Annotated in this window: 11 protein-coding genes and 1 riboswitch; of the genes, 5 read left to right on the top strand and 6 right to left on the bottom strand. The window is 73.9% G+C overall.

The annotated features are described in order from the left end of the window. Nucleotides 1-3: 3 nt before the first annotated feature. From ACQZ2A_RS01965 to ACQZ2A_RS01950, 4 genes are all read right to left on the bottom strand, one after another. Nucleotides 4-1,353 carry an aminotransferase class V-fold PLP-dependent enzyme gene (locus ACQZ2A_RS01965; RefSeq protein WP_430206814.1) on the bottom strand — a complete coding sequence of 450 codons (1,350 nt, stop codon included), beginning with the start codon at nucleotides 1,351-1,353 and terminating at the stop codon, nucleotides 4-6. Nucleotides 1,354-1,397: 44 nt separating this feature from the next. After that, a riboswitch (SAM riboswitch) is annotated at nucleotides 1,398-1,511 on the bottom strand. Between the two features lie 69 nt (nucleotides 1,512-1,580). Next, nucleotides 1,581-3,233: an amidohydrolase gene (locus ACQZ2A_RS01960; RefSeq protein ID WP_430206813.1), complete on the bottom strand. Its 1,653-nt coding sequence runs from the start codon at nucleotides 3,231-3,233 to the stop codon at nucleotides 1,581-1,583. 35 nt (nucleotides 3,234-3,268) lie between these two features. Then, nucleotides 3,269-6,172: a leucine--tRNA ligase gene (leuS, locus tag ACQZ2A_RS01955; RefSeq protein ID WP_430207076.1), complete on the bottom strand. Its 2,904-nt coding sequence runs from the start codon at nucleotides 6,170-6,172 to the stop codon at nucleotides 3,269-3,271. 188 nt (nucleotides 6,173-6,360) lie between these two features. Next, nucleotides 6,361-6,831, bottom strand: a complete 471-nt coding sequence (locus ACQZ2A_RS01950) for a DUF4396 domain-containing protein (RefSeq protein ID WP_430206812.1) — start codon at nucleotides 6,829-6,831, stop codon at nucleotides 6,361-6,363. A 135-nt stretch (nucleotides 6,832-6,966) separates the two neighbouring features. On the opposite strand from ACQZ2A_RS01950, the gene ACQZ2A_RS01945 reads away from it, so the two are divergent. Beyond that, entirely contained in the window at nucleotides 6,967-7,944 is a 978-nt protein-coding gene (locus ACQZ2A_RS01945; RefSeq protein WP_430206811.1) for a M43 family zinc metalloprotease, read from the top strand. 55 nt (nucleotides 7,945-7,999) lie between these two features. Here the strand turns inward: ACQZ2A_RS01945 and ACQZ2A_RS01940 are convergent, their stop codons facing one another. After that, entirely contained in the window at nucleotides 8,000-8,644 is a 645-nt protein-coding gene (locus ACQZ2A_RS01940) for a lysoplasmalogenase family protein (RefSeq protein WP_430206810.1), read from the bottom strand. A gap of 488 nt (nucleotides 8,645-9,132) precedes the next feature. Between ACQZ2A_RS01940 and ACQZ2A_RS01935 the strand changes: the two genes are divergently transcribed. Beyond that, a complete protein-coding gene (locus ACQZ2A_RS01935) occupies nucleotides 9,133-9,783 on the top strand; it encodes a MarR family winged helix-turn-helix transcriptional regulator (protein WP_430206809.1) in 651 nt (216 codons plus the stop codon). Here ACQZ2A_RS01935 and ACQZ2A_RS01930 read toward each other — a convergent pair. After that, nucleotides 9,776-11,248: a flavin-containing monooxygenase gene (locus tag ACQZ2A_RS01930; protein WP_430206808.1), complete on the bottom strand. Its 1,473-nt coding sequence runs from the start codon at nucleotides 11,246-11,248 to the stop codon at nucleotides 9,776-9,778. The two genes, ACQZ2A_RS01935 and ACQZ2A_RS01930, sit on opposite strands and share 8 nt — an antisense overlap. An 80-nt stretch (nucleotides 11,249-11,328) precedes the next feature. Between ACQZ2A_RS01930 and ACQZ2A_RS01925 the strand changes: the two genes are divergently transcribed. Genes ACQZ2A_RS01925 through ACQZ2A_RS01915 form a run of 3 tightly spaced genes read left to right on the top strand, consistent with a single transcriptional unit; the run spans nucleotide 11,329 to nucleotide 13,584 of the window. Next, on the top strand, nucleotides 11,329-11,829 hold the full coding sequence (locus ACQZ2A_RS01925; RefSeq protein ID WP_430206807.1) for a glutathione peroxidase: 501 nt from the start codon (nucleotides 11,329-11,331) through the stop codon (nucleotides 11,827-11,829). Then, entirely contained in the window at nucleotides 11,826-12,971 is a 1,146-nt protein-coding gene (locus ACQZ2A_RS01920) for a metallophosphoesterase (protein ID WP_430206806.1), read from the top strand. Before ACQZ2A_RS01925 ends, ACQZ2A_RS01920 begins: the two co-directional genes overlap by 4 nt. 7 nt (nucleotides 12,972-12,978) lie before the next feature. After that, entirely contained in the window at nucleotides 12,979-13,584 is a 606-nt protein-coding gene (locus tag ACQZ2A_RS01915) for a DNA-3-methyladenine glycosylase I (RefSeq protein WP_430206805.1), read from the top strand. Nucleotides 13,585-13,634: the final 50 nt, after the last annotated feature.

The raw sequence follows: 13,634 nt of genomic DNA, 5'->3' as shown, positions 1-13,634 counted from the left end.
CGCTCACCAGGGCAGCGGCACGTCGGCGGCGCGGGCGTCCTCGACCGGCACCCATCCGTGGGTCTCGTCCCGGCGGTACGCGACGCGCGGGCCGTGGGCGGCGAGGTCGGCCACCGCGGCGAGCAGGCGCTCGACGTGCTCGTCGGTGGTCGCCAGGCCGGCGCTCGCCCGCACGGCGGTCGCGTGCGGGCGCTTGGGGTCGCGAGCCAGCAGGGCATCGACGAGCAGGTGCGCGCAGAACTTCCCGGCGCGCACCCCGATGCCGTGCTCGGCGCTGAGGGCGGCGGCGACGAGGCCGCTGTCGAGGCCGTCGACCGTGAAGGCGACGACGGGGACCCGGTCGTGGTCGTCGCCGAAGACCGAGTGGGTGCGCACGCCCGGGACGGCCCGCAGCCCCTCGACGAGACGCCGGGTGAGCCGCTCCTCGTGGGCCTCGAGCGCCCCGCGGTGCCGCCGGACGGTGGCGCAGGCGGCGGCGAGGGCGACCGCACCGAGGACGTTCGGGCTGCCGCCCTCGTGGCGCGCCGCGCCGGTGGTCCAAGTCGTGCTGGCCTCGGAGACAGCGGCACTCGCGCCACCGCCGGCGAGGTAGGGGTCGGCGGCGTCGAGCCAGTCTCGGCGACCGACCAGCGCTCCGGCACCGAACGGCGCGTGCAGCTTGTGGCCCGAGAAGGCGACCCAGTCGGCGTCGAGGGCCGCGAGGTCGACCCGCCGGTGCGCCACCAGCTGGGCGGCGTCGAGCAGGACGCGGGCGCCGTACCGGCGGGCGACGGCCACGACCTGCTCGACCGGCCACAGCTCGCCGGTGACGTTGGAGGCCCCGGTGACGACGACGAGCGGCGCCGGCCCGTCCGCCAGGCCGGAGAGCGTGGACTCGAGGCGGCCGAGGGCCTCGGCGGGTGAGGCCGGGACGGGGAGCCGGTGCGTGCGCTCGGCCGGCCACGGCAGCAACGAGGCGTGGTGCTCGGAGGCGAAGACGACGACCGGCGTGCCGTCCGGCAGGGCGCGGGCCAGCAAGTTCGTCGCATCCGTCGTCGCGCGCGTGAAGACCACGACGTCGTCCGCCCGGGCGCCGACGAAGCGGGCGACCTCCTCGCGCGCGGCCTCGTAGTGCGCGCTCGTGACGCGCGAGAGCCATCCCGTGCCGCGGTGGACGCTGGAGTACGTCCGGGTGACGGTGTCGACCGCCCGCACCACCGCCTCCAGCGCCGGGGTGGACGCGGCGTGGTCGAGCGGGGCGTACTCGACGAGCTCGCCGGTGACGAGCGGCACGGGGTCGGGGTGGACCACGGCCGGCAGGCGGCGGGTCAGGGTCTGGGTGGTGGTCGTGGCGGACGCGTGGTGCGTGGACATCGGTGCTCCCGGAGGGCCGGAGGACCCTCGGAGTGCGTCCCGGGATCCCGCGCTTGCCGACGCCACGGCGGCGCCGACCAGGTCGTCACCCGGGGCACCCCACCGCGGAGGAGGGTTGCCGGCCAGCGAGCCGGGGCTTGTCACTGGCACTCATGACCTACGCCGACGAGTGTGACAAGCGGCGGCGACGGGCGTCATCCGGGGTCCACCACCCGAGACGGATGCCCTCAGGCGTCGTCCGCAGCGAAGATGCGCCGGCCGTCGACGACGGTCTGGAGCACCCGGGTGTCGGCGATCTCCTCGGGCGCGCCGTCGAACGGGTCGCGGTCGAGGACGACGAGGTCGGCCGGCGCGCCGACCTTGATGGTCCCCGTGTCGTCGAGCCGGTTCACGTGGGCCGAGCCGGCGGTGTACGCGGTGAGTGCCGTGGCGAGGTCGAGCCGCTGCCCGGGCAGGAACACCGGGTGCTCGGGCTCGCCCTCGCGGTGCGCCTCGGGGATCTGCCGGGTGACCGCGACGTGGATCGCCGCGAGCGGGTCGGCCGTCGAGACCGACCAGTCCGACCCCATCGCGAGCGTGGCGCCGGAGCGGTGGAGGTCGCCGAAAGGGTACTGCCACGAGCCGCGGGGCTCGCCGAGGAACGGCAGGGTGAGGTCGACCATCTGCGGCTCGAGAGCGGCCCAGAAAGCCTGGAGGTTGGCGACCACCCCGAGCTCGCGGAAGCGGTGGACGTCGTCGGGGTGCACGACCTGCAGGTGGGCGAGGTGGTGGCGGCTGTCGCGCCGGCCGTTCGCGCGCAGCGCCCCCTCGACGGCGTCGAGGCACTCGCGCACCGCCCGGTCGCCGATGGCGTGGAAGTGCAGCTGGAACCCGGCGGCGTCGAGCTGCTGCGCGGCAGGCCCGAGCACGTCCACGGGCACGAACGAGATGCCCGAGTTGTCGGTGCGGTGGCCGTGCCCGTCGCAGTAGGGCTCGAGCATCGCGGCCGTGAAGTTCTCGGCCACACCGTCCTGCATGACCTTGATGCTCGTCGCACGGAACCTGCTCGTGGACAACGCCTCCCGCCGCGCGATCAGGTCGGGGACCTGCTCGAGCCCGGCGTCGCGGTCCCACCACAGCGCCCCGACGACGCGCGCCGTGAGCAGCCCCGCCTCGTCGGCCGCACGGTACGCCGCAGCCGGGTTCCCGCCATCGCCGTAGTCGCCGACGATGGCGTCCTGCCAGGCCGTCACGCCGAGCGAGTGCAGGTGGGCCTGCGCGCGCAGGAGGCCTGCGAGGCGCTGCTCGTCGGTGGTCGGCGGCACGAGGTCGGCGACGAGCCGCATCGCGCCCTCGTGCAGGGTGCCCGTGGGCCGGCCGTCGGCGTCCCGTTCGATGCGCCCGTCACGCGGGTTCGGGGTGTCGCGGTCGATGCCGGCGCGCCGCAGCGCCGCCGAGCTGACCCACGCGCCGTGGACGTCGCGGTTGGGCAGGAACACCGGGCGGTCCCCCACGACGGCGTCGAGCGCGGCGGCGGTCGGCGCTCCGCCGGGGAAGGCGGTCATCGCCCACCCGCCACCGAGCACCCACTCCTCGTCGGGGTGCTCGCGCGCGTACGCCGCGATGCGCTCGAGGTACTGCTCGGCCGTGTGCAGCTCCGACAGGTCGCAGCGCAGCATGTCGACGCCCGCCCACACCGGGTGGACGTGCGCGTCCTGGAAGCCCGGGACGAGCATCCGGCCCGTGAGGTCGACCCGTTCGGTCCGCGGGCCGGCCAGGTCGAGCACCTCGTCGTGCCCGACCGCCACGACCCGGCCGGCGTCGACGGCCACCGCCGTGGGGCGCGCCCGCCCGGCCCCGCCCGTGAACACCGGTCCGCCGGAGAAGATCGTGTCGACCACGGCCGGCGCTCCCTTCGGGTGGTGGGGCGCCGGCGTCAGGCCGGGACGACGTTGACGAGCTTGGGCGCCCGCACGATGACCGTGCGCACACCGTTCTCGAGGGACGCCTGCACCTTCGGGCTGGCCAGCGCCAGCTCGCGCAAGGCGTCCTCGGTGATGTCGCTCGGCACCTCGAGGCGGTCCTTGACCTTGCCCTTGACCTGCACGACACACGTGACGGTCGCGTCGACGAGGAGGGTCGGGTCGGCCACGGGGAAGTCGGCGTGGACGACCGAGTCCTCGTGTCCCAGACGGCTCCACAGCTCCTCGGCGATGTGCGGCGCCAGCGGCGCGACCATGAGGACGATCTGCTCCGCCGCCGAGCGCGGCACCCCGCCCTCCAGCTTGGTCAGCGCGTTGTTCAGCTCGGTGAGCCGAGCGATCGCGGTGTTGAAGCCCAGGCCTGCGTAGTCGGTGCGGACGGCGTCGATGGTGCGGTGCAGGACGCGGGTGGTGGCGTCGTCCAGCGGCGCGTCGACGACCACGACCTCGCCGCTCTCCTCGTCGATGACGTTGCGCCACAACCGCTGCAGGAAGCGCTGGCTGCCGACGACGGCACGCGTGTCCCACGGCTTGCTCTGCTCGAGCGGGCCGAGACCCATCTCGTACAGCCGGAAGGTGTCGGCGCCGAACGCGGCGTACATCTCGTCCGGGCTGACCATGTTCTTCAGCGACTTGCCGATCTTGCCGAACTCGCGGGTGACCGGCTGCCCCTGCCAGGTGAAGCTGCCGTCCTCGGCCTCCTCGACCTCCTTGGCCTCGACCGGCTGGCCGCGGTCGTCGCGGTAGGCGGCGGCCTGGATGTAGCCCTGGCTGAAGTACGTGCGGAACGGCTCGTCGGAGCTGAGGTGCCCCAGGTCGTGGAGCACCTTGTGCCAGAACCGGGCGTAGAGCAGGTGCAGCACGGCGTGCTCGACACCGCCGACGTAGAGGTCGACGCCACCGGGGTCCCGCGTGCCGGCGGCCGCGCCGGCGACCGGCTCGTCGCGCGGGCCCATCCAGTACGACTCGTTCTCGGGGTCGACCAGCGCGGCGGCGTTCGCCGGGTCCAGGTAGCGCAGGTAGTACCAGCACGAGCCGGCCCAGTTGGGCATCGTGTTCGTCTCGCGGCGGAAGCGGCGCGGGCCGCGGCCGTCGCCGAGGTCGAGCTCGACGTGCACCCACTCGTCCACGCGCGACAGCGGCGGCTCGGGCTCGCTGCTCGCGTCGTCGGGGTCGTAGGTCTTCGGGCTGTAGTCCGGCACCTCGGGCAGCTCGACGGGCAGCATCGACTCGGGCACGGCGTGCGCGACGCCGTCCTCGTCGAAGAGCACCGGGAAGGGCTCGCCCCAGTAGCGCTGGCGGCTGAAGAGCCAGTCGCGCAGCTTGTAGGTGATGGTCGCCTCGCCGATCCCCCTCTCCTGCAGCCACTGCGTCATCCGCGCCTTGGCCTCGGCGACGCCCAGGCCGTCGAGGCTCAGCTCGGCGTTGCTCGAGTTGATGGCCGGGCCCTGGCCGGTGAAGGCGGTGTCGAGGTCGTGGCCCTCGTCGGGCTGTACGGTGCGGATCTTCGGCAGGTCGAAGACCGTCGCGAAGTCCCAGTCCCGCTCGTCCTGGCCGGGCACGGCCATGATCGCCCCGGTGCCGTAGCCCATGAGCACGTAGTCGGCGACGAACACGGGGACGCGGGTCCCGGTGACCGGGTTGGTCGCCCAGCCGCCGGTGAAGACACCGGTCTTGTCCTTGCCCTCGCTCTGGCGCTCGACGTCGCTCTTGCGCGAGGCGGCGCGGCGGTACGCGGCGACGGCCTCGGCGGGGGTCGCGGCGCCACCGGTCCAGGCGTCCTTCGTGCCCTCGGGCCACTCCCCGGCAGGGACGAGCGTGTCGACGAGCGGGTGCTCGGGTGCGAGCACCATGAAGGTCGCCCCGAAGAGGGTGTCCGGGCGGGTCGTGAAGACCTCGATGCCGGAGGCGTCCTCGGCACCCACGACGGGGAACGCAACGCGCGCACCCTGGCTGCGCCCGATCCAGTTCCGCTGCATGATGCGGACCTTCTCGGGCCAGTCGACGCGGTCCAGGTCGTCGGCGAGCCGGTCGGCGTAGGAGGTGATGCGCATCATCCACTGGCGCAGGTTGCGCTTGAAGACCGGGAAGTTGCCCCGCTCGGAGCGGCCGTCGTTGGTGACCTCCTCGTTGGAGAGCACGGTGCCGAGGCCCGGGCACCAGTTGACCGGCGCCTCGGAGGTGTAGGCGAGGCGCTGGGCGTCGAGGATGCCGGCGCGCTCGACGTCGGACAGGTCGTCCCAGCCGCGGCCGTCGTCGTTCGGCAGGGGTCGGGAGCCGCTGCGGTACTCCTCGACGAGCTCCTCGATGGGCCGCGCGCGGCCGGTGCCGCCGTCGGGGCGTGGGGCGTCGGCGTCGTACCAGGAGTTGAAGATCTGCAGGAAGATCCACTGGGTCCAGCGGTAGTAGTCCGGGTCGATCGTGCGGATCGAGCGCCGGTCGTCGTGGCCCAGCCCGAGGCGGCGCAGCTGGCGCGCCATGATGACGATGTTGTCCTCGGTGGTCTTGCGCGGGTGCTGGCCGGTCTGCACCGCGTACTGCTCGGCGGGCAGCCCGAAGGCGTCGTAGCCGAGGCAGTGCAGCACGTTCTTGCCGAGCATCCGGTTGTAGCGGGCGTAGACGTCGGTGGCGATGTAGCCCAGCGGGTGGCCGACGTGCAGGCCGGCCCCGCTCGGGTACGGGAACATGTCGAGGACGAGGAGGTGCCCCTCGGGGTGCGCGGCGACGCCCTCGGGGTCGGCCCACGGCCCGGCCGGGTTCGGCGCGTGGTACGTGCCGCGCTCGGCCCAGCGGTCCTGCCAGGCGACCTCGATCTGCCCGGCCAGCTCGGCGGTGTAGCGGTGCGGAGTCTCGCTCATCTCGTCCTCGTCGTCGGTACGTCCTGCGGCCATGAAAAAACCCCTCGCACAGGAGGGGTCGCCGCGCGGGCCGGGTGGCCGGCGCGGCTAGGCAAGGAGCAGGTACTTCGGCACGCGCTCAGGGTACCGCAGGGGGTCCGGGGCACGCTCGGCACATCCGGGGCGTGCGCCCGCGGGCGAGCGGCGCGTCAGTGCATCCCGTGGACGACGGCGTGTCCCCGTCCCCGCGCGATGAGCCAGCGGTTGACCGGCACGGTGACGACGAAGGCCACGGCCAGCGAGAAGGCCAGGCTCCCCCAGAAGAGCACGGACGCGAGGCCGGCCTCCATCGCCCCGGGCACGGCGACCATCACGAGGTTGTCGACGATCTCCATGACCGCGATGGAGACCGTGTCGGCGGCGACGGTGAGCCCGAGCGCGGCGCCGAGGGCCACCCCGGCCCGCAGGATCGGCGTGAGGGTCAGGGCGTAGCCGAAGACGAACGCGAGCGCGACGGACAGGACGACCGTGGCGCCGGTGGACAGGCCCGCAGCCGTGCCGACGACCATCCCCAGCACCTCGCCGATGGCGCAGCCGGTGAGGCAGTGCAGCGTGGCACTCGCGGCCTGTCCCCCGGTCGCGCCGTGTACCGCGTGGGCGTGCTCCTCGTGGGTGCTCATACCCGCGACACCCGATACCCCTGTGGGGTATTCCTCAGGGGACGGGGAGCGCTCCCCCTTCCCCCGGCGGCGCGCGAGGTCTAGACAGGCCCCGGGGGCCGGACCGCCCGTCTCCCGACCGAGAGGGGGACCTCGATGACGAGGACCGCACGACGAGGATTCACGACCACCCGCGCCCTGGCCGCCGTGGCGATCGGCGCCGCACTGATGGTGCCGGGCGCCTCGGCCACACCGCTCGCGGGCGGAGGCGTCGGGTGCGCACCCGGAGCACCGGCCGCCGGCGCCTCCGCCGAACCGACCGACGCCACTTACGCGGACCACGCCGAGGACACCGCCGACGAGGCCGCCGAGCGCGAGTACCGCGCCGCGCTCGAGATCGGCGGATCGCGGCTCGCCCGCACGGCCCAGGCCGCATCGCCGACCGTGACCGTCTGGTTGCACAACCTCCACGAGACCGATGCCGGCCGGATGGACAACCAGGAGGCCCTCGACGCCGTCGCGCGCCTCAACAACGCCTACGCGGGTGCGCAGGGCGGCGTCGACACCGACGTCACCTTCGTCTACGCGGGCTACGAGAACATCCGGGTGGCCAACGCCAACCTCGACCTCGACAGCGACCGCGCACGGTCGCTGACCCGCCAGTACCACCGCGGCGGCACGCGGACGCTCAACGTCTACACCGCCGCGTCCATCGGTGACGACGGCTCGACCACCGGCCTCAACGGACGGGCAACGTTCCCGTGGGACGTCGACGAGCGCCCGAACCTCGACGGCGTGTGGCTCGACCACCAGGTGATGCCGGGCGTCCCCGGTGGGTCGACGATCCGCAACGGCGACACCCTCGTCCACGAGGTCGGTCACTGGCTGGGGCTCTACCACGTGTTCCAGGAGGGCTGCAGCGCGCCCGACGACCGGGTCGCGGACACCGGCCGGATGTCGAGCGCCTCTGCGGGGCGCACCGACTGCGACGCTCGCAACAGCTGCGGCGGGGACGACGGGCGGGGTGACCCGGTCCGGAACTTCATGAGCTACACGCAGGACGGGTGCCGCGACCTGTTCACGGCCGGCCAGCGTGCACGCATCCACAACATGTGGAGCCTGCACCGGGCCTGAGCCGCACGGCGTTTCGGGGCCGCGTCGTCCACCCGGGCGGCGCGGTCCCGCTCGTTCAGGCGAGGAGCCCGACGAGGAGGAGCGCCTGCGCGAGGTGGTACGTCGTGATGACGGCCAGCGCGTGCCAGGGGCGCTCCGCGACGAACTTGCGCAGCGCGAGGACCGTGTCGCTGACGACGAAGAGCGAGGCACCGAGACCGACGAGGAGGTGGCCGGTCGCCCACCCGGTGAGCGCCATCGCCGCGATGACCGCCATGTAGAGGGCGACGGGTGCGGCGAGCGCGGCGCCGCCGTCGCGCCACGCGGCCGGGAGGATGCGGCGACCGACGACGAGGGCGGCGACGACGAGCACGGCCCCCACGCCGGCGAGCGCCGGCCGGTCCAGTCCGATGCCCACGAAGGTCACCACCCAGGCGAGGTGCCCGAGGAGGAACGCCGCGAGGCCACCGAGGAAGCGCGTGGGGGTGTCCTCGAGGAGGAGGACGTCACCGACCAGGCCGAGAGCGAGGGCCACGAGGACCCACGGCAGCACCGGGTGGCCGTCGCCGAGCGCGAGTGCCACACCGAGCAGGCCGACCATCACGGTGGGCTTGGCCCAGCGCTCGACCGCGGGTCGTCGGGTGGCGACGGCCCACCAGTCGGCGGCGGCCGCGACGACGGAGGCCAGGACGGCGAGGACCAGGAGGAGGGAGGCGGTCACGGGCGGCATCCTGCCAGCGCCGCGACGCGCGGTCCGGACGCTCGCGGCATCACGCCGCCGGAGGAGGTTACGAACGGTCCGGCGACCCGGCTCACGACAGTCTCTCCCCGGAACCCCGGTCGCCGCGTCAGGGATACCGGACACCGCGACCACGATCCCGGACGCCACGACCGCGATACCGGTCACCCCGACCGGGATACCGGACACCGCGACCACGATCCCGGACACCCCGACCGGGATACCGGACGCCACGACCGCGATACCGGACACCCCGATCGGGATACCGGACATCGCGACCACGATCCCGGACGCAACGACCGGGATACCGGTCGCAGCGACCGGAATCCTGGAGAACACCACCTTCGTGCCGGGCCGGGTCAGGCCGTGAACGGCCCGTCACCCACCCGTGAGTGACCCCTGTGGATGACGCCGGCGGCACCACACCCGCATGGGGAAGGATCGTCGGCACCCGAGCGAAGGGAGTCCCGATGGACGTCCCCACCGCCGACGGCCCGGGCCGTCGGTCCCCGACGTGGATGCGCCGCCGCGGCATCCCGACGAGCGAGGCTTCGGAGCACACGCCATGGGTCCGCCTCCACGACCACCTCGCCCTGCGCCACGGGATCCGTGCCGACCAGCCGCGCCGATGGGAGCGGCCCGTCCCCGACGACCACCTCAATCTCCCCGTCCTCCTGCGGCAGGCCGGCGCCCAGGTCGACCGTGGGCTCGTGCAGGCCATCTCCGGCCTCGCGCCCGGCATCACACCCACCGGCCTCGACGCGCTGCGCCGACTTCGCGACAAGCCGTCCTCGGGCGTCAACCTCGCGGAGTACCTCGCCCTCCCGGAGCGTCGCGTGAGTCGCCTCCTCGCGGGCCTCGAGGCCGCCGGGCTCGTGTCCCGCGAGCCCGGGTGGCGAGAACTGCGCACCCACCGGACGGAGCTGACGCCCCGAGGTCGTGAGCTCCTCGACGGCGTGGAGGAGTGCCTCGAGTCCCTCTCCGCCGAGTGGTTCGAGGGCCTGGAGCCCATCGAGGTGCGAGCCCTGCTCCGGCTGCTCCACGCCCTCGCCGACCGGCCGCTCCCGCGGCGGCCGCTCCGCGCCGCCCGCCCCTCGCCACCCGAGCAGCAGGTCAGCTGAGCTCGAGCACCCCGTCGTCGAGGCGCCCGAACCGGGTCACGGCGACGTCGTACACGTAGCTCTGCACGACCCGCCACGGCCGGCGCGAGCCCTGCTTGGGCAGCAGGTGCTCACCGCGCCGGACGTACCCGGACGACAGCCCGAGCAGCGGCTGGTCCGCCCCACCCGAGCCGTCCCAGCGCGGCACTGCCACCCGCAGCCCCCGGCGATCGAGGTACCCCAGCAGGTGGCACACCCAGCGCGCGGTGAGGTCGGCCTTGAGCGTCCAGCTGGCGTTCGTGTACCCCACGGACAGCGCGAGGTTCGGCACGTCGGAGATCATGCAGCCCTTGTAGACGTGCCGCGTGGCGAGGTCCACCCGTTCGCCGTCCACCACCACCTCCGCCCCGCCCCCGACCTCGAGCCGCAGCCCGGTCGCCGTGACGACGACGTCGGCCGGCAGCACCTCGCCCCCGGCCAGCCGCACGCCCTCGGGCTCGAACCCGTCGATGGTGGCCGTGACGACCGAGGCCCGCCCGTCGGCCAGAACGTCGAGCAGGTCGCCGTCCGGCGCGACGCAGACGCGCTCGTCCCACGGGTCGTAGCGCGGGTTGAAGTGGGTGTCGACGGGATAGCCGTCCGGCAGCCGGTCCGCCACCCGGCGCCGCAGCAGCCTCCGCCCGGCCTGCGGCCACCGCCGCAGAGCCTGGTAGCTCACCGTCGAGAGCGCGACGTTCTTGCCGCGGACCACCTGGTGGGCGACCCGCCCCGGCAGCACCCGCCGCAGCCCGTCGGCGACGACGTCGGTGTTCGGGAGGGCCGCCACGTAGCTCGGGCTGCGCTGGAGCATCGTCACCGACGCCGCTCCCTGCTCGACGAGCGCCGGCACGAGCGTGATGGCCGTGGCCCCGCTCCCGACGACGACGAACCGGCGCCCGGCGACGGCCATCCCCTCCGGCCAGTGCTGGGGGTGCACGACCTCGCCGGTGAACGACTCCTGCCGGGGGAACTCCACGACGTGCCCGGAGTCGTAGGCGTAGTAGCCGGTCGCCACGTGCACGAACCGCGCGCGGTGGAGCAGCACCTCCCCGGACTCGGTGCGGGCGGTCACCGTCCAGCGCCGCTCCTCCCCCGACCACTCCAGCCGGGTGACCCGCTGCCCGAGGTGGGTCCGCTCGGTGACGCCGTGCTCGTCGGCGGTGTCGCGCAGGTACCGCAGGATCTCCGCCGCGGGGGCGATGGACGTGCGCCCGCGCCACGGCCGGAACGGGAAGCCGAGCGTGTACATGTCCGAGTCGGACCGGATCCCCGGGTACCGGAAGAGGTCCCACGTGCCGCCCGTGGCCGACCGGGCCTCGAGGACCGCCCAGGTCAGCTCGGGCCGGTGCATCGCGAGGCGGCAGGCCATGTCGATGCCGGAGAGCCCGGCCCCGACCACGAGCACGTCGACGTCGAGGGGCGGCGGGGCCATCGGGTCACGGGGCACCGGCTCAGGCTATGCCGGGGCGCGTCGAGGGTGGCCGCCGCGGGGCCGGCAGCGTCAGGACCGCGTGCGACGATGACCCCATGACCACCATCTCCGACTTCTCCGCGACCGCCCTCACCGGCGAGCAGCGCGACCTGTCCACGTACGCCGGCGACGTCGTGCTCGTCGTCAACACGGCGAGCAAGTGCGGCTTCACCCCCCAGTACGCCGGCCTCGAGGCCCTGTACGAAGAGCTCAAGGACGACGGCTTCGTAGTACTCGGCTTCCCCTGCAACCAGTTCGGCAGCCAGGAGCCGGGGGCCGAGGACGAGATCGGCGAGTTCTGCCAGATGAACTACGGCGTCACCTTCCCGATGTTCGCCAAGGTCGACGTCAACGGCGACGACGCCCACCCGCTCTTCGAGTGGCTGAAGTCCGAGAAGAAGGGCCTGCTCGGCGGCCGCATCAAGTGGAACTTCACCAAGTTCCTCGTGGGCCGCGACGGCCGCGTCATCGAGCGCTACGCCCCCAACACCGAGCCCGCCGACATCACCGCCGACGCCCGCGCCGCCCTGGCCGCCGGGGGCAGCACCGAGGCATGAGCGCGCTCGCGGCCCTCGTGCCGATCGGCGTCTTCGCCGGCTTCCTCGTCTTCGTCTGGCACCGTCTCGCCGTCGCGCCCCGCTGGGGCCGGCGCTGGGTGCCGTGGGTCCTCGCCGTCGTGCTCATCGCCCTGCTCGCCGCCGTCCTCGAGGGCTTCGACGTCTGGGGCGGCGCGTGGAGCCCGGCCACGATGCGCCCCGTCGCGTGGACCGGGCAGGCCTTCCTCGCGACCTGCCTCTACCTCTTCCTGGGGTTCCTCGTGCTCGGGGTCCTCAAGACCCTCGTGATGCTCGCGCGCTGGCGCCACGACCGCGGCCGGGCGGGCCGGCTCCGGCTCAACCGCGTCGGGGCGCCGCTCGTCGCGCTGCTCGCCGTCGGCGTCACCGGCTACGGCGCCTACGAGGCCAGCCACCCGTCGGTCACCGAGTTCGAGGTCTCCTCCCCCGAGCTGCCGGCCCAGTTCGACGGCGCCCGGGTCGCGCTCGTCACCGACATCCACGCCGGGGCCGTCCGCAGCGCGGACTTCACCCGCGGCGTCGTCGACCTCGTGAACGCGCAGAAGCCCGACCTCGTCGTCATCGCCGGCGACCTCGAGGACGGCTACGCCGCCCGCTACGGCCCCGAGCTCGCCCCGCTGCGCGACCTCGAGGCGCCGCTCGGTGTCTACGCGACCACGGGCAACCACGAGATGTTCCGCGACACCGCCAACTGGGTGCGCGCCTTCGAGGACCTCGGCATCCGCGTCCTGAAGAACGAGAACGTCGCGCTCGACAAGGACGGGGCGTCGATCACCCTCGCGGGGGTGCACGACATCTCCGGTGGCGGCGAGTTCGCCCCCGACCCCGAAGCAGCCCTGGCCGGCGTCGACCCCGCCGGGTTCACGCTCTACGCGGCGCACCAGCCGCGCCAGGCCCGCGACGTCGCCGGGCGCGGGGTCGACCTCCAGCTCTCCGGGCACACCCACGGCGGACAGATGTGGCCCCTGCGGTACCTGGTGCCGCTCCAGCAGCCGGTCATCGACGGCCTGCACGACGTCGGCGACGTGCCGGTGCTCACCTCGCGCGGCATCGGCGCCTGGGGCCCGGCCATCCGGGTCGCGGCCCCGCCCGAGCTGCCGGTCGTGACGCTGCGGCGCGGGTGACGCGGCGATGACGACCACCGGGCTCGTCGTCGGTGACGACGGCCTCGCGCGCCCGCTCTGGGCGGCGAGCGACCCGCTGCTGCGCGAGTACTACGACACCGAGTGGGGCATGCCCGTGCGCGACGAGCGCGGGCTCTTCGAGCGGCTCTCGCTCGAGGCCTTCCAGTCGGGCCTGTCGTGGGCGACCATCCTGCGCAAGCGCCCCGCCTTCCGCGAGGCCTTCCACGGCTTCGACCCCGAGGTCGTCGCCCGCTACGACGACGCCGACGTCGCCCGGCTGATGGCCGACGCCGGCATCGTCCGCAACCGCGCCAAGGTGCTGGCCACCATCACCAACGCCCGGGCCACCCTCGCCCTGCGCGAGGACCCCGACGGCGACCTCGCCGCCTTCGTCTGGTCCTTTCGGCCGGCGGACACCCCGCGCCCCCGGGACTTCTCCGAGGTGCCGACGACCTCGCCGGAGTCGCTCGCGCTCTCGAAGGCGTTGAAGCGCAAGGGGTTCACCTTCGTCGGCCCGACCACCATGTACGCGCTGATGGAGGCCGTCGGCATCGTCGACACCCACCTGCTCGGTAGCCACCGCCGCGGCACCAGCGGCGTCTGGCCGGACTGAGCACCTCCCGCACGCACCGCGGCCCGGCCCCCACGAGGGGACCGGGCCGC

Origin of the sequence: Phycicoccus avicenniae (genome assembly GCF_050496545.1) — a bacterium.
Classification (GTDB): Bacteria; Actinomycetota; Actinomycetes; order Actinomycetales; family Dermatophilaceae; genus Phycicoccus; species Phycicoccus avicenniae_A.
The sequence above is the reverse complement of the archived record's forward strand: the minus strand, read 5'-3'. Positions and strand labels throughout refer to the sequence as shown.

Coding starts and splice junctions, on each gene's coding strand:
- ACQZ2A_RS01965 (WP_430206814.1), bottom strand. CDS start 1,353: ATGTCCACGCACCACGCGTCCGCCACGACCACCACCCAGACCCTGACC.
- leuS (WP_430207076.1), bottom strand. CDS start 6,172: ATGAGCGAGACTCCGCACCGCTACACCGCCGAGCTGGCCGGGCAGATC.
- ACQZ2A_RS01950 (WP_430206812.1), bottom strand. CDS start 6,831: ATGAGCACCCACGAGGAGCACGCCCACGCGGTACACGGCGCGACCGGG.
- ACQZ2A_RS01945 (WP_430206811.1), top strand. CDS start 6,967: ATGACGAGGACCGCACGACGAGGATTCACGACCACCCGCGCCCTGGCC.
- ACQZ2A_RS01935 (WP_430206809.1), top strand. CDS start 9,133: ATGGACGTCCCCACCGCCGACGGCCCGGGCCGTCGGTCCCCGACGTGG.
- ACQZ2A_RS01925 (WP_430206807.1), top strand. CDS start 11,329: ATGACCACCATCTCCGACTTCTCCGCGACCGCCCTCACCGGCGAGCAG.
- ACQZ2A_RS01920 (WP_430206806.1), top strand. CDS start 11,826: ATGAGCGCGCTCGCGGCCCTCGTGCCGATCGGCGTCTTCGCCGGCTTC.
- ACQZ2A_RS01915 (WP_430206805.1), top strand. CDS start 12,979: ATGACGACCACCGGGCTCGTCGTCGGTGACGACGGCCTCGCGCGCCCG.